Origin of the sequence: Vibrio sp. TBV020, assembly GCF_046056895.1 — a bacterium.
In the GTDB taxonomy this organism is placed as follows: Bacteria; Pseudomonadota; Gammaproteobacteria; order Enterobacterales; family Vibrionaceae; genus Vibrio.
Window position 1 is genome coordinate 484343 of the sequence record NZ_JBEEAQ010000003.1, and the last position, 26583, is coordinate 510925.

Consider the following 26583-nt stretch of genomic DNA (forward strand, 5'->3'; position numbering starts at 1 on the left):
GTTGGGTATAAAAAAGCCGCAATCGAAACTGCGGCTTTAAATCGTTTAGCGAGTCAGATTATTTCTGAAGGTCGATTTGGTAAACACCAAAGCCAACATCATCTGTCGCGACACGTTTCATTGGGTACTGACCTTTCTCTTCGATGAACTTCGCAGCTTTTTCACTTGGTGAAGTTTCAAAACGGATGTCTAGCTTCTTGTCCGATTTGATTGGTGCGAATGTCCAGTTGTTATCTGCGCTTGGTGTTACTTCACCTTTCTCTTGGCTTACGCGAGAAATGTATGCAGCGATAACTGAACGGTTTTCATCTGGAGAATCGAACGCAACGAACTCAGAACCAGTGCCAGGGAACTTGTTGCTGTATGCACGGTAGTTGTTAGTTGCAATAATGAAGTCTTGATTCATTTCGATAGGCTTACCTTGGTAAGTTAGGCCTACGATACGCTCAGAACCTTCGTTAATAACTTTACAGTTACCATCGTATTTTGCTGGCTGAGTAACATCGATCTGGTAGTTCACGCCATCGATAACATCGAAGTTGTAAGTACGGAAACCATCCCAATCAATAAGCTGTTGAGGAGCCGTGCTGTTCACGTCAATTTGCTTGAACTGGCCTGCAGTACACTCTAGCCACTCTTTTACTTCTTTACCTGTTACTTTCATCGCTACTAGCGTATTCGGGTACAAGTAAAGGTCAGCGGCGTTACGGAACGTTAGCTGACCAGACTCAACTTCAGTAAAGTTTGCAGGGTCATTCTTACGGCCGCCCGCTTTAAATGGTGCAGCAGCAGAAAGAACAGGGATATCAGCTAGATCAGGGTCACCTTGGATGAAACGCTCAACGTAATCTTTTTGAGCTAGGTTGACGATTTGTACTGTTGGATCGTCTTGAACAAGTGCTAGGAAGCTGTACATCACATCGTTTGCTTTACCAATTGGTTGGTTAACGAAGTCACGTGTACCTTTGTGGTCAGCTTCTAGTGCTTTAACGATACCAGCATCCGCGTCTGCCAGAGATTTCTTCTCTGTTTTGCTGTAGATAGGACGAGCTTCAGATTGGCCTTTTTCTACTTCCCACTTACCGTCTTTTTGAACCAGAGTTAGATCCATGATACCAACGTGACTACCCCAACGGCCTGGCATTACAGCAGCTACGCCATTGATTGTACCGTTTTCGTTGTCGATACCTTGCATGTTGTCAAAGCCCTTACCAGGGAATACCGCATGCGAGTGACCAAATGCAATAGCATCGATACCTTCAACTTCTGATAGGTAGTAAGTTGAATTCTCTTCACCTTGCTTGTACGGGTCCATTGAGACACCAGAGTGCGGGATAGCAACAATCACTTCCGCGCCTTCTTCCTTCATTTGAGGAATCAGTTCTTCTGCTGTTTCTTTAATGTCACGAGCGGTAACTTTACCCTCAAGGTTCTTCTTATCCCAAATCATGATTTGTGGTGGAACAAAGCCGATGTAACCCACTTTTACTTCATGCTCTACGCCCGCAGTATCTTTAAATGTGTGCGTTTTGATGATGTATGGCTTGAAGTAGTGCTCACCTGTTTCAGCATCAAATACGTTTGCACTGATGTAAGGGAACTCTGCATCATTGATAGATTCAGCTAGGAATTCTAGGCCGTAGTTGAATTCGTGGTTACCAATGTTACCAGCATCGTAGTTTAGCTGGTTCATCGCTTTGTACGCTGGGTGAACTTCGCCAGCTTCTATGCCTTTGTCTGCCATGTAGTCACCCATTGGGCTACCTTGCAGCAAGTCACCATTATCAACAAGAACACTGTTTGTTACTTCAGCACGAGCTTCTTTAACGAGTGTTGCAGTACGAGCAAGACCGATCTTTTGGCTTGGCTTGTCTTTGTAGTAATCGTAATCCATTAGGTTTGTATGAATATCTGTTGTTTCAACAACACGTAGTTTGATTACTTCGTCAGTATCTGGAGTAGTCGTACAACCAGATAGCGTCGCTAGGCCAAGACCTGCGATTACTGCGATTGATAAAGGTTTCATTGCCGATTTCATGGAAAGCTCCAATTAGGGTAGAAGAGATTTGTTGCGTAATGTAACAAATTACTATGCAAACGAATTAATTCGGAACACGAAAGTGTGAACCCTTTCGGCTTTATAGGCCGAAACTTGGCGCTAAGTATAAGAATTTAAAATTAATCAATCAAACGACATACTGTTTATAAATACACTTATCATTTTAAGTAATAAAAAATGAAATTTTAGAATTTCCGGTAATATAACTTGAACGCCATAATGCCAAACATAGATACGGAAAGGGTGACATTATGGCGAGCAAGGATACGATCTCTCAATTCCCATTGAGCAATCAGCACGCACAGCGCAGCAATCAAAAGGATCTCAATGCCCTTGGGCAAAGTCTATTGGGGCAAGGTGAAGTTGCACTGATTGGCGCAGGCCCTGGTGATGTTGAACTTTTAACACTTAAAGCGATTCGTTTTCTGCAACAAGCTGATGTTGTTCTCTATGACTACCTTGTTTCGGACGAAATCATGGCGCTAGTACCAAGCGACACCATTTTAGTTTGTGTCGGCAAACGGGCTGGTCACCATAGTGTTCCGCAAGAAAAAACCAATCAACTTCTTCTCGATTTTGCACAGCAAGGCCATCGTGTCGCTCGCATCAAAGGTGGCGATCCATTTATTTTTGGCCGTGGTGGTGAAGAACTGGAAGTGCTTGCAGACGCTGGGGTGTCGTTCCACGTTGTCCCTGGTATTACCGCTGCAGCAGGAGCAACGGCTTATGCTGGCATACCTCTTACTCATCGTGACTACGCACAATCTGCAATGTTTATTACCGGCCATTTGAAAGCGGAAAGCGATCAGATGGATTGGTCAACGCTTGCTCGTGGCAATCAGACCTTAGTGATCTACATGGGCTTAATGAAGTCAGAGTACATTCAAAGCCAACTGATTGAGCATGGCCGTCAACCTGACACACCTATTGCCATTATTGAACGTGGTACTCACAAGCAACAAAAAGTTTTCAAGGGTCAGCTTGCCGAACTTGCTGACCTTGCTAAAGACGCTCAGTCGCCGTCACTTATTGTGATTGGTGAAGTGGTTAACTTGTCAGAGAAACTCGCGTGGTTTAACCCACATGCAGAAGAACCTGTCGCTCAGCGTCAATCAGCCTAACGCCATTATTTAGAATAGCCAAACGCTCAGATAGAGCTGTAAAGGAAGCAACTAACATGGATCAAGAACGTTTAACCCACCTCAAACAGCTAGAAGCGGAGAGTATTCACATTATTCGTGAAGTCGCCGCTGAGTTTGATAACCCAGTGATGATGTACTCAATCGGTAAAGACTCATCTGTCATGCTGCATCTTGCGCGTAAAGCTTTTTACCCTGGCAAGATTCCATTTCCACTTCTTCACGTCGATACGGATTGGAAGTTTAAAGAGATGATAGAGTTCCGCGATCGCACAGCGGAAAAGTATGGCTTTGAGCTTTTGGTTCATAAGAACCCAGAAGGTCTAGCGATGGGGTGTAGCCCGTTTGTTCACGGCTCGTCTAAACATACTGACATCATGAAAACACAAGGCCTAAAGCAAGCTCTGAACAAGTACGGCTTTGACGCTGCATTTGGTGGTGCTCGCCGTGACGAAGAAAAGTCGCGCGCAAAAGAACGTGTGTACTCTTTCCGTGACAAGAACCATACCTGGGACCCTAAGAATCAGCGTCCTGAGTTATGGAAGACATACAACGGACAGATCAACAAAGGTGAAAGCATCCGTGTGTTCCCATTGTCGAACTGGACAGAGCTCGATATCTGGCAATACATCTATCTAGAGAATATTGAAATCGTCCCTCTGTACCTTGCAGACAAGCGTCCAGTAGTGGAGCGCGATGGCATGCTGATCATGGTGGATGATGACCGTATGGAATTGCAGCCGGGTGAAAAGATTGAAGAGAAAAGTGTGCGTTTCCGTACTCTTGGTTGCTATCCACTTACTGGTGCGATTGAGTCAGAAGCAGATACGCTCACGGGCATTATTGAAGAAATGCTAGTTGCGACTTCAAGTGAAAGACAAGGGCGAGCGATCGACCACGATCAGTCTGGATCGATGGAGCTCAAGAAACGCCAAGGTTATTTCTAATTAGGATCTAAGGACAGAACATGAATAGCGCAGTTGAAGCTCAACTCGAAGAGCTTGGTATTGAAGGATACCTAAAACAACACCAATACAAATCACTACTTAGATTCCTAACTTGTGGTTCGGTAGATGATGGTAAAAGTACACTTATCGGTCGCTTACTGCATGACTCAAAGCAAATTTATGAAGATCAGTTAGCAGCGGTTCACAACGACAGCCAACGTGTTGGTACAACGGGTGAGCGTCCAGACCTAGCCTTGCTGGTTGATGGCTTACAAGCGGAGCGTGAACAGGGTATTACCATTGACGTGGCTTACCGTTACTTCTCAACCCAAAAACGTAAGTTCATCATTGCGGATACTCCAGGACATGAGCAGTACACTCGTAACATGGCGACAGGTGCATCGACTTGTGATCTTGCGGTGATCTTGATTGATGCCCGTAAAGGTGTACTTGATCAGACTCGTCGTCACTCGTTCATTTCAAACCTATTAGGCTTAAAACACTTTGTTGTCGCAGTAAACAAAATGGATCTTGTTGATTACTCACAAGAACGTTTTGAACAGATCCGTGATGAGTATTTGGAGTTTTCTGAAAATCTACAAGGTGAAACTAATATCCAGATCCTACCGCTATCGGCGCTAGAAGGGGATAACGTAGTCGAGGCTAGCCCTAAGATGAGCTGGTTCGATGGTCCATCGCTACTCGATATTTTAGAGACAGTTGATGTGGACCAAGACAAAGAAGTGGGCGAGTTCCGTTTCCCTGTTCAGTACGTTAATCGACCAAACCTCGATTTCCGTGGTTTTGCTGGCACGATTGCTTCAGGCACTGTGAAAGTTGGTGATGAAGTGAAAGCACTACCTTCAGGCAAGACATCTAAAGTCGCGCGTATCGTTACGTTTGATGGTGACCTTGAGCAGGCACAAGCTGGTCTTGCTGTGACACTGACGCTAGAAGATGAGATTGATATCAGCCGTGGCGATTTGATTGTACTTGAGAATGCACAGGTTGAATCAAGTAACCATTTACTTGCTGACGTGGTTTGGATGACGGAGCAGCCTTTGCAGACTGGTCGTGAGTATGACGTCAAGATTGCAGGTAAAAAGACAGTAGGTCGTGTTGAGTCGATTCGTCACCAGTACGACATCAACAATTTGTCGACACATAGCGCTGTCGAACTGCCTCTCAATGGCATTGGTCTGTGTGAACTGACGCTAACTGAATCAGTCGCGTTAGATACGTACCTAACAACTCAAGATACCGGTGGTTTCATCATCATTGACCGTCTAACCAATGTCACTGTTGGTGCTGGCCTAGTTCGAGAAAGTCTATCGAATGTTGAAACACAAGTGTCAGATATCTCAGCGTTTGAACTTGAGCTGAATGCTTTAGTTCGTAAGCACTTCCCACATTGGGAAGCGAAAGATATCAGCCAGTTGTTGAAATAGTCACTCCTAAACTCACAAGGAAGCGTTATGTGGCAACAAGGATTTGTGTTGGCAATTTTACTAGGCATAGTGACTTGCCTACTGACAACGCGAATTAAGCCGAGTTATCTCTTTGCTGGAGCAGCGTTTATCGCGTTTTTAGCAGGGATGATAGAGCTGGGCGAGGTTGCGACTAACTTTACTAACTCTTCTTTGTTAACCCTAGTGCTGCTGATCTTGGCATCCGCAGCACTAGAAAAAACTCGCCTAATTAGCTGGGTGAGCCGTTCACTATCAAACGGTCGTTTAGGCACTGTAGTCGCAAAGCTCGGTGTTTCGACCGCATTACTATCCTCATTTACCAATAACACTGCAGTAGTCGTGTCGTTGATTAGTGCCATTAAGCGCAATCAACAGCACGCTCCTTCGAAATTATTGATCCCGCTTTCATACGCCGCGATCCTTGGTGGAACATTAACTTTGATCGGTACGTCCACTAACTTGATCATTAATAGTTTTGTGGAAGATGCCGGACTACCGAGTTTGGGCTTTTTTGCTCCGACAATGATCGGCTTGTCTGTTTTAGTCGGTGGTCTATTGATCTTGATCCCGCTGAGTTATCTATTGCCTAACTATGAAGATCAAAGCCAAGATGAGCTACCGTATTTCTTAGAAGCAAGGGTAGAGCCAGGCTCTCCTCTTGTTGGGCGTAGTATCAGCGAAAATAATCTTCGAGCATTACGTAAGTTGTTCTTAGCGGAAGTCGTGCGTGATGGTGAAACAATGCCATCGGTAGAGCCCGACTTTATCTTGCAAGCTCGCGATCGACTGTTGTTCTGTGGTGATATCGAGAGTGTTGCAACGCTTCAAGAAATTCAAGGTTTGACGCTGTTTGGTCAACATCACTTGAATGGACAAGGGTTTGTTGAAGTTGTAGTGAGTTCATCGGCAAGCTTTTGCAATAAAACCTTAAAATCGAGCCGATTTCGTGACCGCTTTGATGCCGTTGTGGTGGCAATTCGTCGTGGTCATGAACGTCTTGAAGGTGGGCTAGGTAATATCACGTTGAATGCAGGTGATACCTTGGTCCTTGTTCCGGGTAAACGCTTTGAACAAGAGCGACAAGCGCACCGAAAAGAGTTCGTTCTAATTAACGACCTAGATTCGAGTGCTCGACTAGATGCGAACAAATCCGCAATGGTGTTAGTCGGCTTTGCCGGTGTCATCGCACTTGCGCTGTTAGATATGGTGCCACTCATTAAAGGGCTTTCAGTCTTTTTGCTGGCGTCATTATTTACTGGAGTTATTCAGCTTGGTGAACTTCGCCGCCGCTTCCCAGTTGATATAGTGGTGATAGTGGGCTCTGCTCTTTCTATTGCCCAGCTTATGCTTTCGAGCGGTCTATCGGTCAGCTTAGGTCAAATGTTCATTGAAGGCTTTAACGGCTGGGGTGTGTTTGGAGCATTGGTTGCAACGTATTTGTTAACGCTGATTTTAACTGAGCTTGTGACAAATAATGCGGCGGCCGCATTAGCTTTCCCAATTGGCTACAGCATGGCGGTTGGCTATGGGGTGGATCCTATGCCATTTATTATGGCTGTGCTATTTGGTGCAAGCGCGAGTTTTATTTCTCCTTACGGTTATCAAACCAACTTGCTGGTTTATAGCGTAGGGAATTACAAATTAACTGATTATGTTCGAGTAGGGATTCCTCTTTCTATTGTTTACTCCGTATTGGTGCTAACACTTATCCCTCTCTTCTTTCCGTTTTAAAAGGACGCAATTATGACTACGGAAACACCGGCAAAAGATGACAATGTGGTTTGGCATCAACATGCCATCGATAAAGCCTTTCGTTCCCAACTGAAAAAACAGAAGCCTGTAGTGCTTTGGTTTACAGGGCTGTCGGGCGCAGGTAAATCTACGGTGGCTGGTGCTCTTGAAACGCGCCTTGCTGAGTCAGGCTATCATACCTATCTTTTAGACGGTGATAACGTTCGCCATGGCTTATGCAGTGACCTTGGGTTTTCCGAACAAGATCGCCGTGAAAATATTCGCCGTATTGGTGAACTTGCGAAGTTGATGGCTGATGCAGGGTTGATTGTGCTGTCTGCGTTTATTTCGCCACACCGAGCAGAAAGACAGCTGGTGAGAGAAATGCTTCCAGAAGGTGAGTTTTTAGAAGTGTTTGTGAATACCTCGTTGGATGTGTGCGAGCAGCGCGATCCTAAAGGGTTGTATAAAAAAGCACGTGCAGGTGAAATTGCCAACTTCACAGGAATTGATTCTGAGTATCAAACCCCATTGAATCCAGAAATTGACTTGTTGGCGGGTGAAAAGAACATTGATGCGCTGGTGGACGATTGCCTTTCAGTATTGAAAGAACGTGGCATCATTGGCTAACAAACAAAAAACGCTTCCTTAGGAAGCGTTTTTTATATCTGATTCAACTCAGTGTTCGATTATTCGAAACAAATCTCAATGAATGCGTTACCCCATTGAGATGAAAACGGCATGATAATGATCGAACCTTCACATTTGTGGCGAATGGTATGACCTTTACCTGATACAACGACAGGTGTTGCCATATCAAAATCAAAGCCACTTTCAGCTAGGATACGCTTAGCGCCACCAGTTACCATGTTGGTAATTTCACCAACCATATCGGTCACTTCGTCGTTTAAACCGTTAGGGCGTTCGCCTAGCATGTTTTGCATGATTTCTAGAGCGAGACTCTCATCAAAAGTAATAGACATAGAGCCACGGCTTTGCGGGCCAACCATCCCTATCAAACCTGAAACATCCCCACGTGCAATTTCATCTTTCTTTACACGAGGTTTCTGTGGCTTCAATTCCAGTGAAGCCATCGTTTTTAAAACATTCATCAATGATGCTAAAAACGGGTTTACAAATTCAGCGCGCATAATCTTCTTCTATATCTTTAGTTCGCTTTGTCAGAGGAACATGACTGACAAATACCGTGTGATTCAATCACATGGTTGTTAATGGTAAAGCCATGCTTTTCTGCATTATTTGCCAACAAGGCTACCAAACTATCATCTTGTAGTTCAATAACATTACCGCATTTATCACAGATCAATAGATGCGAAAAGTGTTTATGAGCATTACAAGAACAGCATTGTATGTAGCTATTGGTCGATTCAACGCGATGGATGAATCCTTGCTCGAGCAAAAAGTCCAATGCACGATAAACTGTGGGTGGCTTTGCTTGAGGTTCACTCAGCTTTAATTCTTCTAAAAGCTCATAAGCACTGAACGCTTTCGGGCTGGCACAAATCAGTTCAAACACGCGTTTTCGCTGAGTGGTGAGCCTTACGCCACGGGCAGTGCAGATTTCTTCTATTTGTTTTACTAACTGGAGGTCCAAACTTCTCACCATTACCAATGGACATTTTTAATAATATACCATTTATTGAGGTTTATCGTTCCTCATTTGGTAATATCTAATAGCTTTGTCAGTAAGTTACTCATTAATGTAGTGAATAGAACTAAGGGTAACTTAAGGTGTATAAGTTACCTTATCTACAGAAAAAACGATACCTACTTGGTGCAAATTGCTGTTAACTCACTTTTGGCCAGTGGCTAAGATCTCTAATCCTCGCTCAAAATCAAATTCTTCCAACGCTTTACTCAGCGCCGACAGCTCCCCACTCGACAAACCAATCTGCATGCCTGATTCAAGATTATTAATGAGCTCGACGGCAAATGTGTCACTCTGTTCAATCGCATTAAAGAGGTTTTGGTAAGTATCTGGCTCATAGTTGTGTTCTTGTGATGCTTGAGTTTGAGGTGCAGTTTGAACAGTCAGTAACTCATTTTCGATACGCTCTACTAACTGCTCTAACGTGCTCAATAACTCTTGTCTAACAGCATCATTGTCGAGGTCTTGTTCTAGTTGCGCACTCAGTTTGTGGACAGCTTCTGCGCCTATGTTTCCGGCCACCCCTTTTAGTGAATGAGCATTTCTCTTACGAGTCTCTATGTCATCGCTAGTCAGTGTATTATTTACGGCAGTACGATCGGAATAAGTATCAGCAAAGCGCATGAGTAGTTTTTTATACAGATGGCTATTACCGCTAGTACGGGCAAGACCAGATTTAATATCAATCCCTTCTATCTCTGGAATCGTTTCTTGTAATGATGAGGTTTGACTAGTTGGTGCTAGAGGCGCCTTAGGCGTCACCCATTTTGCCAAAGTACTAAACATACTGCCCACGTCGATAGGTTTGGCAATAATGTCATTCATTCCAGCATTTTGTGCTTTGAGCTTGTCGCGCTCCATGACGTTCGCTGTCATGGCGATAATCGGTATCATCGGGTCATCAAGTGTTTGTCTGATGAACTGGGTTGCTTCATAACCGTCCATAACCGGCATTTGGCAATCCATCAAAATGCCATCAAAGTCATGACGTTTGTATAGGTCTACGGCAATTTGACCATTCTCAGCGACGGTAACTTTTATCTGTTGACCTTCTAATAGTTCTACTGCCAGCTCTTGGTTTATTTCATTATCCTCTACTAACAGTAAATGTGCGCCTGCAAGCTGCTGAACATTGGCCAATTGATGCTGCTCTTGTGCTTCACTACGACTGACTCGCGTATTGGTGACACCATATAAAGCGATGATGGCATCAAATAAATGAGATGCGGTGATAGGTTTATCAAGGATACTTGGAGTAGGGAGGCCTCGATGAATAAACGCGTCATTAAGCTCTTCTCGCCCGTAAGCGGTTAACATAAGAACTTTTGGCTGGTGGTTATCACTGAGCTTGCTTGAGACTAGCTCGACCAAGTCAATCCCGTCTTTACCTGGCATCTGCCAATCAGAGATCAGTAAGTCATACGGTTTTTGTTTTTGGATAGCAAGGTCCAGTTCTGCGATTGCGTCATCGACATTACTGACGCTCTTCGCTTCAAATTGAAGAGATTGCAAAATATCTTCAACGATGATTCTTGCGCTGGCATTGTCGTCAACGACTAGTACGTTTAATTTGTCGAGTTCGACCGGCATGGAGATGTCATCTTGTTTGAGAGCATGGCTGACTTGAGTCGTAATAGAGAAAGAGAAGCGCGATCCTTTGCCAAACTCACTCTCAACTCGAATATCTCCGCCCATTAATTGGCTGAGTTCTTTACTAATGGCTAACCCTAGCCCTGTACCACCGTATTTTCGGGTTGTTGAGCTATCAGCTTGGGTAAACTTGCTAAAGAGCTTAGCGGTTTGTTCTTCAGTCATACCGATACCGCTGTCTTCGACACTGAACTCAAGCACAACATTATCACCATCTCTTTCAGCAACGCGGACGGAGATTTTTATCTCGCCTTTCTCTGTGAACTTAACAGCATTATTCGCGAGATTAATCAGAACTTGACCAAGACGCAGTGGGTCACCGACCAACGCGGTAGGGACGCCACGTTCAATATGAATCAGCAATTCCAAGCCTCTTTCTGATGCTCGAAGGCCTACGAGGTTGGTAATATTGTCGAGAACATTTTCTAAGTGAAAATCGACATTTTCGATGTCCAATTTACCGGCCTCAATCTTAGAAAAATCGAGAATGTCGTTAATCAGGCCAAGTAGAGAGTCTGCAGACAGTTTGACTTTGTGAATATAGTTGCGCTGCGCTTTGGTCAGATCGGTTTTAAGAGCAAGATAACTCATACCAATAATGGCGTTCATTGGTGTGCGAATCTCGTGACTCATATTGGCTAAGAAGTCTGATTTTGCGCTATTGGCTGAATTAGCTTCGTCACGCGCTATCGCTAACTTCTCTGCAAAACGTTCTAGAGCAGAATGAGATTTGTTTGCCAGCAAACCAAGGAGTAGCAGCGTAAATAAGAAAATTCCCCCGCCTACTGCCAAATTAGTCGCGATATTGCCTGAGTCTTCAACCGCGATCAGCTGAGTTTCGAAGCTCGGTAAAATTCCGTCGATAATCATTTGATGGCTTTGCTGCAGTTCAGACACTAACTGATTTTTTTCACTGCGCAGAGTCGTCACTTGATTGAACAGAGCGAGGTAGTCTTCAGTTGCCTGCTGTAATGCGCTGATTTGCAGTTGCTCATCTTGGGAGGTGACTTGTTCGTATAGAGCTTCAAGTAATACGAGCGCCGTAGAGAGGTGGCCTTGAACTTTTTGTTTTAGAGCTTCTAAAGACTCTTCATGCTGTGTGATGGCATAGTCTTTATCACTTTGCTGAGCACTGTTTATTTCGGTATGGAGCTGCAGAAGGTTCGAGCTTATCGATAGCTTGTCACTGATTGCGGCTTGTAGATTGGATACCGCTTGTTGACTGATCTTCAATCTGTCTTGCAAGTGCGATCTGAGTTTGATGGAGACTCTAAGTAATTCACCCGTGGAGCGCTCTATTTGTGATGAGATATTGGCTTGTAACGCTTCGGACAGATTACTCCAACTCCGCAATTGGACCAACGCCGAACTATAACGATTTTTAGCATTATTAATCAGAACTAATATCGACTGTGATTGTTGGTCTGTGGTTTGTTGTTCTAGCTGTCGGATTAATTTCTCAGCTTTTTTTAGCTCCAATTGCGCTTCATTAAGAGTCTCTTGCTTATTGGTCACCATGTAGGTTTTTTGCAGCGCTTGCGAGTTGGCTATTTGACTCACAAGCCAATGAGCCTGGATAGCATTAGCTGACTCATGGTCGACTTTAGCGCGCAGTTGGTCTATCTCAGAAATACCAGACTCAATGAACAGCTCGTGGTTCATTTGCAGCTTCTGGACTAGGATCTCGGTTTTGTTTCCTATCTCAGATAGAGAAACTCGAGTCGAGCTTGTCTGCTGGCTTAGCTCGGTAAATCGCTCAAACAGCTGGTGGTATTGAACAATTGAATTAGAAGTCGATGCGTTGATGCCATTTATTACAGCGACCTCTGCCAGCTGTTGTGCTTGTTCGACCTGATCAGCCATTTGTTTATTGAGCTGAGGTTCTGGAAGGCGGATATAGCTTTGCTCTAAGACTTTTATTCGATCAAGAGTAGAGAGTAGCTGAGCGTTGGTTGCATAGTGATCAATCGTGTCAAAACGGTTGTTTAAACTCATCCAGCCCATGCTTCCTGCACCAAGAAGCAATAAAGATGCGAGGATAAAACCAATCAGAATGCGTTTAGAATCGAGCGAATAATTTTTTACGGAGTCCATTCGAACCTCAGTTAGGAAAGTTAGAATTCGTCTTTGAAAGACTCTTTGATTTCAAGGAGCTGATCTAATTGGGCGATGAAGATAGGCACTAAGTTTGGATCAAAGTGTGTTCCTGCTTCCTCTTCTAATAACGCAACCGCTTTTTCTATTGGCCATGCTTTTTTGTAAGGACGTTCACTGGTTAGCGCATCAAACACATCAGCAATAGCAACAATTCGGGCACTCAGTGGGATCTCCTCTCCTTTCAAACCATGTGGGTAGCCACTACCATCCCATTTCTCATGGTGATAGAGGGCAATCTCTTGTGCCATTTGCAATAGAAGGGAGTCGCCATTGTCGATGATATCGGCGCCAATCTTGACGTGTGTTTGCATCACTTCCCATTCGTCTTTATCGAGTTTGCCCGGTTTTCGTAACACTGCATCGGGAATGCCTATTTTACCGATGTCATGCATTGGCGAGGCTTGAAAGACGAGCTCTATCCAACGCTTACTCACATCTAACTGCTCAGCAAGAATTTTTGAGTAGTGACTCATACGGATAACATGCATACCCGTCTCATTATCTTTGTATTCAGCGGCGCGACCTAAACGCTGAATAACCTCAAGTCGACTGCTCTCTAGTTGGGCGGTGCGTTCACGGACCTGGTTTGCAAGTGAAAGGTTTTGGTCATAGAGAGCAATATGCGTTTTGACTCGCGCTTGGACTATCGGTGGACTTATCGGTTTAGTGATGTAATCAACGCCACCAACTTCAAACCCTCGTTGCTCATCAATAACTTCAGCTTTAGCGGTAACAAAAATGATGGGGATATCAGCTGTCATTGGGCTTGATTTCAAACGCGTACAAACCTCGTACCCATCCATCTCAGGCATCATGATATCGAGTAGGATAAGATGAGGTTGAGGTTTGCTATTGGCTATTTGAATCGCTTTCGCACCAGAGGTAGCGGCTTTAATTCTATAATCACCAGATAGGACACCAGACAGGGTATGAATGTTGTCTGGGATATCATCAACGACCAGCACTACGGGTTTATCGTTCTGTTCCTTGAGCATTGCAGCAGTTCCTTTACAGCATATTCACTAACGTCGTGTCTTCTTAGGATAGTTATTTTTTATAAATTGAGCACTGAATAATTCTTATAGTTATCAATAAGTCCTGTGGAACGTGAATTGCGTAGAAGAATCGAATTTCTCTATTCGTTTCAATTATTCTGAATCTTTCTTTATGGCGGTGTATAATCGCGCGATTATTTTCTGATGCCGCTAACGGGAATATGGACGTTTTATATAGAGCGGTACTGACTGTGTAGAGGTAGCTTCGTGTCTAACACTGAAACTAAACAACAATTTCCAATGCAGCGCTTTTCGATCGCACCTATGCTTGATTGGACAGATCGTCATTGTCGATACTTCCATCGCTTACTGACCAGTGAAACATTGCTGTATACCGAGATGGTGACGACAGGGGCAATCATTCACGGTAAAGGTGATTTCTTAGCGTACAACCAAGAAGAACATCCAGTAGCACTTCAATTAGGTGGTTCGAATCCGCAAGACTTAGCAACATGTGCCAAGTTGGCGGCTGAGCGAGGCTACGATGAAATCAACCTCAATGTAGGCTGCCCATCTGACCGTGTTCAAAATGGTCGATTTGGTGCGTGCTTGATGGCTGAGCCTCAACTTGTGGCTGATTGTGTCGCTGCAATGAAGGATGTTGTCGACCTTCCAGTGACGGTCAAAACCCGTATTGGTATTGATGACCAAGACTCGTATGAATTTCTAACTGACTTTGTATCAACAGTGTCAGAAAAAGGTGGGTGTGAGCAATTTACTATCCATGCGCGCAAAGCTTGGTTATCTGGCTTAAGCCCTAAAGAGAACCGAGAAATCCCGCCTCTAGACTACCCTCGTGCCTACCAGCTAAAGAAAGACTTCTCGCATTTGGTGATTGCAGTAAATGGTGGAGTAAAAACACTGGCTGAAACTAAAGAGCATCTGCAGCATTTAGATGGAGTTATGGTTGGCCGTGAAGCGTATCAAAACCCATACATTCTTGCGGAAGTAGACCAACAGATTTTCGGCCTAGATAAGCCGATTAAGAAGCGCACCCAAGTGGTTGAAGAGATGTACCCGTATATTGAGAAGCAGTTATCTCAAGGTGCTTACCTAGGTCATATTACTCGTCACATGCTAGGACTATTTCAAAATATGCCAGGAGCACGTCAATGGCGTCGCTACATTAGTGAAAATGCCCACAAGCCGGGTTCAGGTATTGAAGTGGTTGAAGCAGCACTAGCGAAGATCCCTAAAGAACTCGATGTGTAAAAAATACCATGTAGATTGGTGAATTTTACCAATTCAATCATTTAAAAAGAGCGCTAATATTTGGCGCTCTTTTTTATTTGTTATTTATCAATGTTTTATATGGATGTTGGTTGTTGGCACACATCATGAAAGTAAGTTTAGTGAAAACTAAGGAGAATCATATGTTTGAACTGATCTTTATTATGGTATTTGTCGCAACACTGTTGGTTACGGGTGTGACAATGGTGACAGTATTAGCCGGCGTGGCTTTTTCTTTGGTTGTTATGTTACTGCTCGGAATGATTGGTGCGGTAATCAAACTAATCCCTTGGTTGATTGTTATCGCTGTTGGTATCTGGTTTTTCAAAAATCATGTCGCTCAACCGAGATAAAATATTTGGTGAAATAAATTTTTGCAGGCTAGTGGATTGAATATGATAGAATTTGAGCAATGTCATATTTATTCTAGCCATCAACAGCTTGTCTAGTCATGCTGCTTGACGCAAATATTTGGAGAGTTCACCTCATGGGTTTGAAAACCATTGCTGCATTAGCTGCTGTTATTTCTACATCAGCCTTCGCTGAATCATCACTAACGACTAAGTTAGGGGCAGAGATGTGGTGGCCGAGCACTGAAGTTAATGAAGTTAAGCGTGATGACACTACAACACCAACAATTTATGCAGCGATTGAGCACGATATTAAGTATGTGCCTGACGCGCGCATTCGTTACGGTTCTGTAGATGCTGATTACATGGCATTTGATAAGCTGGATCTGACGCTTTACTACCGAATCCTAGAGCATGATTTAATGCACTTTGATGCGGGTGTTACTTTTAGTGATTTAGGTAATACTAAATATGTTGAAGCGGTTTCTAGAGATGAAAGAACATTTGATGAAACTATTTGGGCTTGGTATGGCTACGCTGAGTTGACGGTACCAAACACTAACTTTGATGTTATTGGTGAAATGAACTTCGGTAACAGCAACGGCATTAAAAGTACTGACCTAATGGCAGGCATGCAGTACCGCCTACCACTTGGTTCGAATACTCTAGCTATTCGTGGTGGCTACCGTGTTATCGACTTAGAATCAAAAGAAACCTTCACTCCGGATGAAGGTTCAGAATTAGGTAAACCGTTTATCTTTGCCAATGGTTTTTTCCTAGGTGCTGAATTCGCATTTTAATTGTCGTATCAATTTCATTAAAACGTCGCTTTCTAAAGCGGCGTTTTTTTATACCTATTAATTATATCTCGTCATTTCATTTAGCATTTTTTTTCTGATTGACCATGCTTAGTAAGGAACAGTGTATTTAGCCTCAGAGAAAGGAATCTCATGACGATTAATGAACTTCGAAATCTTTATCGAGAGCAGCAACTCATTGAAGCCATTATTGAACCTTCTGCTCAGGAGGGCAGTTGGATTGTTGAATTTCGTCATGCCCGTGGTGGGTTTGTATTACTTACGGATTCTCATGGTGAAGAGTGTCATTATGGTGATCTCGACCTCGCTTCAAAATCAGCAATGGCGGTAGGGTTTAAGCAAGTTCGCGTCGAAGCGAAATAGCTTTTATTGAGTAAACTTTCTCCGTTCTTTAATTCAAAAAGTTATAAAACATTCACTTCTATTCTTTCTTGTTATTAAAGAGAGTGGTTAATCTATCATCACGCAATGAATAGGGATGTCGAGACCATGTCTTTAAACAAGAATGTGTCCTCTCAAGGAAACACACCACAAGAACTACCGTCAATCGCAGCACCTCTGAATGATCAGCAGCTGAATTCATTACAGCAGACCGTTACGGATCTGTCGTCTCAGCAGTTGGCATGGGTCAGTGGATACTTCTGGGGTTTAGCTCAGGCTCAACCAGCGGCGGCATCAGCGCCAATTAATCAAGCAGCAGCGGCTGTAGCAGCTAAGCCTACAGGTAAATTATCTATCATCTTTGCTTCTCAAACAGGTAACGCGAAAGGTGTTGCCGAAGCGCTAGAGCAAGAAGCGAAAGCACAAGGTATCGCTGTCGAGCTTTTCGATGCGAGCGATTATAAAGGTAAGAACCTTGCGAAAGAGACTCATGTAATCTTTGTTGCATCGACCAATGGTGAAGGTGAAGCACCGGATAATGCCATTGAGTTACACGAGTTCTTGCAATCAAAGAAAGCACCTAAGCTACCAAATCTGCAATATGCCGTGATTGGTTTAGGTGATTCAAGCTATGAGTTTTTCTGTCAAACGGGCAAAGACTTTGATGCTTTCTTATCAAAACAAGGTGCTACACCATTTATTGATCGTATTGATCTTGATGTTGACTATGAAGCGCCAGCAGCGGAGTGGCGTGCTAAAGCACTAGATAAAGTAAAAGAAGCACTATCTTCAGGCGCTGAAGCTGAAGTAGTGCAATTGCCTGTTGGCCAAGCTGCACCTGGACATTCTCCTTATAATAAGCAGAACCCATATACCGCGACTTTGCTAACTAGCCAAAAAATCACTGGACGAGACTCAGGTAAGGATGTTCGCCACGTCGAAATTGACTTAGACGAATCAGGTCTGACATATCAACCAGGCGATGCATTAGGTGTTTGGTTTGAAAACAGCTCGGAACTTGCAAATGCGATTCTCAATAAAGTCGGCCTTTCTGGTGTAGAAAGTATTGAAGTGGATGGTGAAAGCCTTTCTATTCATAGTGCTCTAGTGAGTAAATATGAAATTACTGCGGCTAACCCACAGTTGGTGACTAAGTTCGCAGAGTTATCTGGCAGTAAAAAGCTAGAGAAGCTGGTGGAAGACAAAGATAAGCTTCGCGAATACGCGGGGAATACCCAGGTCGTTGATGTCCTTTCTGAAAAGAAAACCAAATTATCAGCAGAGCAGCTTGTTTCTCTACTGCGTCGTTTAACTCCTCGTCTCTACTCGATTGCTTCAAGTCAAACAGAAGTCGATGAAGAAGTTCATTTAACGGTTGGGTTGGTTGAATACGATAAAGGAGATGAAAAACGTTTTGGTGGCGCTTCAAGTTTCCTTTCCCATCGCTTAGAAGAGGGTGGTGAAGTTAAGGTGTTCGTTGAGAACAATAATAACTTTAAATTACCACAAGATGATAATACGCCAGTCATCATGGTTGGTCCGGGCACAGGCATTGCGCCATTCCGCAGCTTTATTCAAGAACGTGATAACCGAGATGCCGAAGGCAAAAACTGGTTGTTCTTTGGTGACCGTACCTTTACACAGGACTTCCTATATCAAGTTGAGTGGCAAAAGTATCTCAAGTCAGGTTTATTAAATCGTTTAGATGTAGCGTTTAGTCGTGATCAATCTGAAAAAGTCTATGTGCAGCACCGTATTCTAGAAAATGCAGAGCAGGTATGGCAGTGGATTCAAGAAGGCGCATACATTTATGTGTGTGGTGATGCCACTCGTATGGCGAAAGATGTCCACGAAGCATTGGTTATTGTCGCAGAGCAACAAGGCAAAATGTCTCGCGACGATGCAGAAGAATTTATTAACGAACTACGTAAAGCGAAACGTTATCAAAGGGATGTGTACTAATGACTTTTTCTACTGAGAATAATAAGCAGGTTGTATTAGGCGAAGAGTTAGGAAAACTGTCTGATAACGAGCGCCTTAAAACGCAAAGTAATTTTCTTCGCGGTACGATTGAAGAGAACTTACAAGATAGAATCACCGGTGGATTTACGGCAGATAACTTTCAGTTGATCCGTTTTCACGGTATGTATCAGCAAGATGACCGTGATATTCGAAATGAACGTGCTAAGCAAAAGCTGGAACCACTGCATAACGTTATGCTCCGTGCTCGTATGCCAGGTGGCATCATCAAACCGCAGCAGTGGTTAGCGATCGACAAGTTTGCGACAGAGCATTCGCTTTATGGAAGTATTCGTCTGACAACACGTCAAACGTTTCAGTTTCACGGTGTTCTTAAGCCAAACATTAAGCTGATGCACCAAACGCTCAATAGTATTGGTATTGATTCAATTGCTACAGCCGGTGATGTAAACCGAAACGTGCTGTGTACGACTAACCCAGTTGAGTCGGAGTTGCACCAAGAAGCTTATGAATGGGCCAAGAAAATCAGTGAGCATCTATTACCTAAAACCAAAGCGTATGCAGAAATTTGGTTGGATGGCGAAAAGGTCGAAACGACGGATGATGACGAACCTATCTTGGGTAAAACCTATTTGCCTCGTAAGTTCAAAACGACGGTTGTGATCCCTCCTCAAAATGATGTTGATGTTCATGCTAATGATCTGAACTTCGTTGCGATTGGTGAGAACGGTAAGCTGGTGGGCTTTAATGTTTTAGTGGGTGGCGGACTTGCTATGACTCACGGTGATACATCTACTTATGCTCGTCGTGCTGATGACTTTGGTTTTGTTCCATTAGATAAAACGTTAGAAGTTGCGGCCGCGGTGGTAACCACTCAGCGTGATTGGGGTAATCGCTCGAATCGTAAGAATGCAAAAACTAAATACACATTAGATCGTGTTGGGATTGACGTATTTAAAGCGGAAGTAGAAAAGCGTGCTGACGTGAAGTTTGGTGAAAGCCGACCATATGAGTTTACTGACCGTGGTGATCGCATCGGTTGGGTAGAAGGCATTGATGGTAAACATCACTTAGCTCTATTTATTGAAAACGGTCGCTTGTTGGACTTCCCTGGTAAGCCACTTAAAACTGGTGTCGCTGAAATTGCCAAGATCCATAAGGGTGATTTCCGCATGACGGCAAACCAAAACCTCATTGTTGCTGGCGTAGCAAAAAGCCAAAAAGCCAAGATTGAGAAAATTGCCCGTGAGCACGGTCTGATTGATGACAGTGTAAGTGAGCAGCGTAAGAGCTCAATGGCGTGTGTGGCATTCCCAACGTGTCCATTGGCGATGGCAGAGGCGGAGCGTTTCTTACCTCAGTTTGTTACTGACGTAGAAGGTATTCTTGAAAAGCACGGTTTACCAAAAGAAGAGAATATCATTCTACGTGTCACTGGTTGTCCAAATGGTTGTGGTCGTGCAATGTTGGCCGAAATCGGTTTGGTAGGTAAAGCTCCAGGTCGTTACAACCTACATTTAGGCGGTAATAGAGCGGGAACGCGTATTCCGAAGATGTATAAAGAGAACATCACAGATACACAGATACTTGAAGAAATTGATCAGCTCGTTGGCCGTTGGGCGAAAGAGCGTGAAACTGGCGAAGGATTTGGTGATTTCGCAATCCGAGCTGGCATCATTCAAGAAGTCAAAGTTTCAAAGAGGGACTTACATGCTTGATTCTGTCGCTTCCAAACCGAAGTTAGCAGAACTGCTCTCATTAACTAAGACGGAGCAAATCCTCCGTCTTGCAGAAATTAATGCAGAGTTAGAGCAGCTAACAGCTAAGCAAAGAGTTGCTTGGGCACTCGAAAACTTAGAAGGTCAGTTTGTTGTATCGTCTAGTTTTGGTATCCAAGCAGCGGTAATGCTTCATCTAGTTACTCAACAGAAACCTGACATCCCAGTAATATTGACGGATACGGGCTACCTATTTCCTGAAACCTACCGCTTTATTGATCAGCTTAGTGAGCAATTAACGTTAAACTTAAAAGTTTATCGTTCAGCTCAAAGTGCTCATTGGCAAGAAGCTCGTTATGGCAAGTTGTGGGAACAAGGTATAGAGGGCATAGAGAAGTACAACAAGATCAATAAAGTTGAACCTATGCGTCGTGCTCTAGATGAACTAGAAGCAGGTACATGGTTTTCCGGGTTACGCCGTGAGCAATCGAAGTCGAGAACAAACTTGCCAATATTGTCGGTACAAAACGGAGTGTTTAAGTTTCTTCCAGTGATCGATTGGAGTAATAAAGACGTTCACTACTATTTAGAAGAGAACGGCTTATCGTATCACCCGCTTTGGGACGAAGGTTATCTTTCGGTTGGTGACACGCACACGACTAAGAAATGGGAGCCGGGTATGGCAGAAGAAGAAACCCGTTTCTTTGGCTTAAAGCGTGAATGCGGTCTCCATGAAGATGATAGAGAGCAAGATGGTTCAGGAATCTGACTTCTAGTTAGTTTCCTCTTAATAAAGAAAGGCCGCGTAAGCGGTCTTTTTTATGCTTTTAAAACACAAATGTGGATAACTTTGTGGGTAATGTGTTTACTTGTTAGGGGTAAAGTTGGATAAATAAGGCTTTGGGTGAAAGTTAGCCTGTTAAGCGTTATTTTTGCAATTTTTTCAAAATAACGCTTGCCAATGTGAGCGCGATCTCTATAATGCCTCCTCGTCGACAGGGCAAGAGCTCACAAGGGTTCAGCAAGGTTGGCAAGGTTGACTAGCTAAGCGGAAACGCTTTATGAAAAACTTAAAAAAGTGTTTGACACTGAAAATTAAGTCGCTAGAATGGCCGCCTCTTCCGAAGTGATGCGAATCACAAAGAAGAGAAGCTCTTTAAAAATATAGACCTATCAATCTGTGTGGGCACTCGTTGATGATAATCCAATTAGAAGCTTCGGCTTCAAATTAGGTTTCAATGAAACGAAGTGACCAACGAGTCGAAAGACTCAGCACAGTCAATTCAAACATTACTTTATGTAATGTTCAGTATTCATTGAGCCGACAAAATCTTAAATTGAAGAGTTTGATCATGGCTCAGATTGAACGCTGGCGGCAGGCCTAACACATGCAAGTCGAGCGGAAACGAGTTATCTGAACCTTCGGGGAACGATAACGGCGTCGAGCGGCGGACGGGTGAGTAATGCCTGGGAAATTGCCCTGATGTGGGGGATAACCATTGGAAACGATGGCTAATACCGCATAATAGCTTCGGCTCAAAGAGGGGGACCTTCGGGCCTCTCGCGTCAGGATATGCCCAGGTGGGATTAGCTAGTTGGTGAGGTAAGGGCTCACCAAGGCGACGATCCCTAGCTGGTCTGAGAGGATGATCAGCCACACTGGAACTGAGACACGGTCCAGACTCCTACGGGAGGCAGCAGTGGGGAATATTGCACAATGGGCGCAAGCCTGATGCAGCCATGCCGCGTGTATGAAGAAGGCCTTCGGGTTGTAAAGTACTTTCAGCAGTGAGGAAGGTGGAGTCGTTAATAGCGGCCTCATTTGACGTTAGCTGCAGAAGAAGCACCGGCTAACTCCGTGCCAGCAGCCGCGGTAATACGGAGGGTGCGAGCGTTAATCGGAATTACTGGGCGTAAAGCGCATGCAGGTGGTTTGTTAAGTCAGATGTGAAAGCCCGGGGCTCAACCTCGGAATTGCATTTGAAACTGGCAGACTAGAGTACTGTAGAGGGGGGTAGAATTTCAGGTGTAGCGGTGAAATGCGTAGAGATCTGAAGGAATACCGGTGGCGAAGGCGGCCCCCTGGACAGATACTGACACTCAGATGCGAAAGCGTGGGGAGCAAACAGGATTAGATACCCTGGTAGTCCACGCCGTAAACGATGTCTACTTGGAGGTTGTGGCCTTGAGCCGTGGCTTTCGGAGCTAACGCGTTAAGTAGACCGCCTGGGGAGTACGGTCGCAAGATTAAAACTCAAATGAATTGACGGGGGCCCGCACAAGCGGTGGAGCATGTGGTTTAATTCGATGCAACGCGAAGAACCTTACCTACTCTTGACATCCAGAGAACTTTCCAGAGATGGATTGGTGCCTTCGGGAACTCTGAGACAGGTGCTGCATGGCTGTCGTCAGCTCGTGTTGTGAAATGTTGGGTTAAGTCCCGCAACGAGCGCAACCCTTATCCTTGTTTGCCAGCGAGTAATGTCGGGAACTCCAGGGAGACTGCCGGTGATAAACCGGAGGAAGGTGGGGACGACGTCAAGTCATCATGGCCCTTACGAGTAGGGCTACACACGTGCTACAATGGCGCATACAGAGGGCAGCAAGCTAGCGATAGTGAGCGAATCCCAAAAAGTGCGTCGTAGTCCGGATTGGAGTCTGCAACTCGACTCCATGAAGTCGGAATCGCTAGTAATCGTGGATCAGAATGCCACGGTGAATACGTTCCCGGGCCTTGTACACACCGCCCGTCACACCATGGGAGTGGGCTGCAAAAGAAGTGGGTAGTTTAACCTTCGGGGGGACGCTCACCACTTTGTGGTTCATGACTGGGGTGAAGTCGTAACAAGGTAGCCCTAGGGGAACCTGGGGCTGGATCACCTCCTTATACGATGATTATTCACGATGAGTGTCCACACAGATTGATATGTCTTATTAAGAGCCCTTTATTAGTGTCCCGTTCGTCTAGAGGCCTAGGACACCGCCCTTTCACGGCGGTAACAGGGGTTCGACTCCCCTACGGGATACCATCTTTAAGCGTACTTGATTAAGTGCTTTTAAAAATGGTTACTTCTTTGGAAGTGATTAGCTCTTTAACAATTTGGAAAGCTGACAAATCAACAATTTATTGTTGATTGTAAAGTTCTCAATGTTTGTCTTTATGACAAACACCAATACAACACATTCAAGTGTTCTTGGAATTTGAGTCCGGCAAAATCGAGTCTGCACATGTATAAAAATTGCAGACAACTTTGGTTGTTTAAACAACATCCTCAAGATTCGCTTCGCGAAACTCTTTGGGGTTGTATGGTTAAGTGACTAAGCGTACACGGTGGATGCCTTGGCAGTCAGAGGCGATGAAGGACGTATTAACTTGCGATAAGCCCAGATTAGGCAGTAAAAGCCACTTGAGTCTGGGATTTCCGAATGGGGAAACCCACGTGCATAAGCATGTATCATTAACTGAATACATAGGTTAATGAGGCGAACCGGGGGAACTGAAACATCTAAGTATCCCGAGGAAAAGAAATCAACCGAGATTCCGAAAGTAGCGGCGAGCGAAATTGGACTAGCCCTTAAGCTTTATATGCGTTAGACGAACGGTCTGGAAAGTCCGGCGATACAGGGTGATAGCCCCGTAGTCGACAACGCACATTCAGTGAAATCGAGTAGGGCGGGACACGTGATATCCTGTCTGAATATGGGGGGACCATCCTCCAAGGCTAAATACTACTGACTGACCGATAGTGAACCAGTACCGTGAGGGAAAGGCGAAAAGAACCCCTGTGAGGGGAGTGAAATAGAACCTGAAACCGTGTACGTACAAGCAGTAGGAGCACCTTCGTGGTGTGACTGCGTACCTTTTGTATAATGGGTCAGCGACTTATATTCAGTAGCAAGGTTAACCATCTAGGGGAGCCGTAGAGAAATCGAGTCTTAACTGGGCGTCGAGTTGCTGGATATAGACCCGAAACCAGGTGATCTAGCCATGGGCAGGTTGAAGGTTGAGTAACATCAACTGGAGGACCGAACCGACTAATGTTGAAAAATTAGCGGATGACTTGTGGCTAGGGGTGAAAGGCCAATCAAACCTGGAGATAGCTGGTTCTCCCCGAAATCTATTTAGGTAGAGCCTCGGACGAATACTACTGGGGGTAGAGCACTGTTAAGGCTAGGGGGTCATCCCGACTTACCAACCCTTTGCAAACTCCGAATACCAGTAAGTACTATCCGGGAGACACACGGCGGGTGCTAACGTCCGTCGTGGAGAGGGAAACAACCCAGACCGCCAGCTAAGGTCCCAAATTATAGCTAAGTGGGAAACGATGTGGGAAGGCTTAGACAGCTAGGATGTTGGCTTAGAAGCAGCCATCATTTAAAGAAAGCGTAATAGCTCACTAGTCGAGTCGGCCTGCGCGGAAGATGTAACGGGGCTAAGCTATAAACCGAAGCTGCGGCAATGACTTTTAGTCATTGGGTAGGGGAGCGTTCTGTAAGCCGTTGAAGGTGTGTTGTAAAGCATGCTGGAGGTATCAGAAGTGCGAATGCTGACATGAGTAACGATAAAGGGGGTGAAAAACCCCCTCGCCGGAAGACCAAGGGTTCCTGTCCAACGTTAATCGGGGCAGGGTAAGTCGACCCCTAAGGCGAGGCCGAAAGGCGTAGTCGATGGGAAACGGGTTAATATTCCCGTACTTCTTACAATTGCGATGGGGGGACGGAGAAGGCTAGGTGGGCCTGGCGACGGTTGTCCAGGTTCAAGTGCGTAGGCTTAAGAGTTAGGTAAATCCGGCTCTTTTTAAGGCTGAGACACGACGTCGAGCACCTACGGGTGTGAAGTCATTGATGCCATGCTTCCAGGAAAAGCCTCTAAGCTTCAGATTGTAAGGAATCGTACCCCAAACCGACACAGGTGGTCGGGTAGAGAATACCAAGGCGCTTGAGAGAACTCGGGTGAAGGAACTAGGCAAAATGGTACCGTAACTTCGGGAGAAGGTACGCTCTTGACGGTGAAGTCCCTTGCGGATGGAGCTATTGAGAGTCGCAGATACCAGGTGGCTGCAACTGTTTATTAAAAACACAGCACTGTGCAAAATCGTAAGATGACGTATACGGTGTGACGCCTGCCCGGTGCCGGAAGGTTAATTGATGGGGTTAGACTTCGGTCGAAGCTCTTGATCGAAGCCCCGGTAAACGGCGGCCGTAACTATAACGGTCCTAAGGTAGCGAAATTCCTTGTCGGGTAAGTTCCGACCTGCACGAATGGCGTAATGATGGCCACGCTGTCTCCACCCGAGACTCAGTGAAATTGAAATCGCTGTGAAGATGCAGTGTACCCGCGGCTAGACGGAAAGACCCCGTGAACCTTTACTACAGCTTGGCACTGAACATTGACCCTACATGTGTAGGATAGGTGGGAGGCTTTGAAGACGGTACGCCAGTATCGTTGGAGCCGTCCTTGAAATACCACCCTTGTAGTGTTGATGTTCTAACGTTGACCCCTGAATCGGGGTTGCGGACAGTGCCTGGTGGGTAGTTTGACTGGGGCGGTCTCCTCCCAAAGAGTAACGGAGGAGCACGAAGGTGGGCTAATCACGGTTGGACATCGTGAGGTTAGTGCAATGGCATAAGCCCGCTTGACTGCGAGAATGACAATTCGAGCAGGTGCGAAAGCAGGTCATAGTGATCCGGTGGTTCTGTATGGAAGGGCCATCGCTCAACGGATAAAAGGTACTCCGGGGATAACAGGCTGATACCGCCCAAGAGTTCATATCGACGGCGGTGTTTGGCACCTCGATGTCGGCTCATCACATCCTGGGGCTGAAGTCGGTCCCAAGGGTATGGCTGTTCGCCATTTAAAGTGGTACGCGAGCTGGGTTTAGAACGTCGTGAGACAGTTCGGTCCCTATCTGCCGTGGGCGTTGGAAGATTGAAGGGGGCTGCTCCTAGTACGAGAGGACCGGAGTGGACGAACCTCTGGTGTTCGGGTTGTGTCGCCAGACGCATTGCCCGGTAGCTAAGTTCGGAATCGATAACCGCTGAAAGCATCTAAGCGGGAAGCGAGCCCTGAGATGAGTCTTCCCTGGCCCCTTGAGGGTCCTAAAGGGTTGTTCGAGACTAGAACGTTGATAGGCAGGGTGTGTAAGCGTTGTGAGGCGTTGAGCTAACCTGTACTAATTGCCCGTGAGGCTTAACCATACAACACCCAAAGGGTTTTGATGGACTCAAAT

Annotated in this window: 17 protein-coding genes, 1 tRNA gene and 2 rRNA genes; 15 read left to right on the forward strand and 5 right to left on the reverse strand. The window is 45.0% G+C overall.

Annotated elements, in window-relative coordinates:
* Nucleotides 1-58: 58 nt before the first annotated feature.
* The gene (gene cpdB / locus AAFX28_RS10235; protein ID WP_408687445.1) at nt 59-2038 is read right to left on the reverse strand and encodes a 2',3'-cyclic-nucleotide 2'-phosphodiesterase; all 1980 of its coding nucleotides are present in this window, start codon (nt 2036-2038) and stop codon (nt 59-61) included.
* 272 nt (nt 2039-2310) lie between these two features.
* Here cpdB and cobA point away from each other — a divergent pair, with 272 nt between their 5' ends.
* From cobA to cysC, 5 genes are read left to right on the forward strand one after another with little or no spacing between them, the layout of a single operon-like run.
* Complete coding sequence (cobA, locus tag AAFX28_RS10240; RefSeq protein WP_408687447.1) at nt 2311-3180, forward strand: uroporphyrinogen-III C-methyltransferase; 870 nt, start codon at nt 2311-2313, stop codon at nt 3178-3180.
* A gap of 14 nt (nt 3181-3194) precedes the next feature.
* Entirely contained in the window at nt 3195-4145 is a 951-nt protein-coding gene (gene cysD / locus AAFX28_RS10245) for a sulfate adenylyltransferase subunit CysD (RefSeq protein WP_408690855.1), read from the forward strand.
* Nucleotides 4146-4165: 20 nt separating this feature from the next.
* Nucleotides 4166-5593 (forward strand): sulfate adenylyltransferase subunit CysN, encoded by a 1428-nt coding sequence (cysN, locus tag AAFX28_RS10250; protein WP_408687448.1) that lies wholly within the window; start codon nt 4166-4168, stop codon nt 5591-5593.
* 27 nt (nt 5594-5620) lie between these two features.
* Nucleotides 5621-7345, forward strand: a complete 1725-nt coding sequence (locus tag AAFX28_RS10255) for an SLC13 family permease (RefSeq protein ID WP_408687449.1) — start codon at nt 5621-5623, stop codon at nt 7343-7345.
* 12 nt (nt 7346-7357) lie between these two features.
* Complete coding sequence (cysC, locus tag AAFX28_RS10260) at nt 7358-7975, forward strand: adenylyl-sulfate kinase (protein WP_408687450.1); 618 nt, start codon at nt 7358-7360, stop codon at nt 7973-7975.
* A 59-nt stretch (nt 7976-8034) separates the two neighbouring features.
* On the opposite strand, the gene AAFX28_RS10265 is transcribed toward cysC, so the two are convergent.
* The 4 genes from AAFX28_RS10265 to AAFX28_RS10280 form a co-directional block, all read right to left on the reverse strand.
* Nucleotides 8035-8496, reverse strand: coding sequence for a chemotaxis protein CheX (locus AAFX28_RS10265; protein WP_008072490.1), 462 nt, complete (start codon nt 8494-8496; stop codon nt 8035-8037).
* 17 nt (nt 8497-8513) lie between these two features.
* Nucleotides 8514-8978 carry a zinc uptake transcriptional repressor Zur gene (zur, locus tag AAFX28_RS10270; protein ID WP_408687452.1) on the reverse strand — a complete coding sequence of 155 codons (465 nt, stop codon included), beginning with the start codon at nt 8976-8978 and terminating at the stop codon, nt 8514-8516.
* A gap of 180 nt (nt 8979-9158) precedes the next feature.
* The gene (locus AAFX28_RS10275; RefSeq protein ID WP_408687453.1) at nt 9159-12758 is read right to left on the reverse strand and encodes a response regulator; all 3600 of its coding nucleotides are present in this window, start codon (nt 12756-12758) and stop codon (nt 9159-9161) included.
* 20 nt (nt 12759-12778) lie between these two features.
* The gene (locus tag AAFX28_RS10280; RefSeq protein ID WP_408687455.1) at nt 12779-13816 is read right to left on the reverse strand and encodes an HD domain-containing phosphohydrolase; all 1038 of its coding nucleotides are present in this window, start codon (nt 13814-13816) and stop codon (nt 12779-12781) included.
* Between the two features lie 267 nt (nt 13817-14083).
* Between AAFX28_RS10280 and dusA the strand changes: the two genes are divergently transcribed.
* The 10 genes from dusA (at nt 14084) to AAFX28_RS10330 (ending at nt 26551) form a co-directional block, all read left to right on the forward strand.
* A complete protein-coding gene (gene dusA / locus AAFX28_RS10285; protein ID WP_408687456.1) occupies nt 14084-15088 on the forward strand; it encodes a tRNA dihydrouridine(20/20a) synthase DusA in 1005 nt (334 codons plus the stop codon).
* 161 nt (nt 15089-15249) lie between these two features.
* Nucleotides 15250-15459, forward strand: coding sequence for an envelope stress response protein PspG (pspG, locus tag AAFX28_RS10290; RefSeq protein WP_408687457.1), 210 nt, complete (start codon nt 15250-15252; stop codon nt 15457-15459).
* Nucleotides 15460-15593: 134 nt separating this feature from the next.
* The gene (locus AAFX28_RS10295; RefSeq protein WP_408687459.1) at nt 15594-16256 is read left to right on the forward strand and encodes a TIGR04219 family outer membrane beta-barrel protein; all 663 of its coding nucleotides are present in this window, start codon (nt 15594-15596) and stop codon (nt 16254-16256) included.
* Between the two features lie 150 nt (nt 16257-16406).
* Nucleotides 16407-16637 (forward strand): hypothetical protein, encoded by a 231-nt coding sequence (locus AAFX28_RS10300; protein ID WP_408687460.1) that lies wholly within the window; start codon nt 16407-16409, stop codon nt 16635-16637.
* Between the two features lie 126 nt (nt 16638-16763).
* Nucleotides 16764-18617, forward strand: coding sequence for an assimilatory sulfite reductase (NADPH) flavoprotein subunit (locus tag AAFX28_RS10305; protein WP_408687462.1), 1854 nt, complete (start codon nt 16764-16766; stop codon nt 18615-18617).
* Nucleotides 18617-20353 (forward strand): assimilatory sulfite reductase (NADPH) hemoprotein subunit, encoded by a 1737-nt coding sequence (gene cysI / locus AAFX28_RS10310; RefSeq protein WP_408687463.1) that lies wholly within the window; start codon nt 18617-18619, stop codon nt 20351-20353. Before AAFX28_RS10305 ends, cysI begins: the two co-directional genes overlap by 1 nt.
* On the forward strand, nt 20346-21122 hold the full coding sequence (locus tag AAFX28_RS10315; RefSeq protein WP_408687465.1) for a phosphoadenylyl-sulfate reductase: 777 nt from the start codon (nt 20346-20348) through the stop codon (nt 21120-21122). The genes cysI and AAFX28_RS10315 overlap by 8 nt, the downstream gene beginning before the upstream one ends.
* A 565-nt stretch (nt 21123-21687) precedes the next feature.
* Nucleotides 21688-23240 (forward strand): 16S ribosomal RNA (locus AAFX28_RS10320).
* 66 nt (nt 23241-23306) lie between these two features.
* A tRNA-Glu gene (locus AAFX28_RS10325) sits at nt 23307-23382 on the forward strand.
* 279 nt (nt 23383-23661) lie between these two features.
* Nucleotides 23662-26551, forward strand: a 23S ribosomal RNA gene (locus tag AAFX28_RS10330).
* Together the 16S and 23S rRNA genes with 1 tRNA gene alongside form the textbook arrangement of a ribosomal RNA operon.
* The last annotated feature ends 32 nt before the right edge of the window (nt 26552-26583 follow it).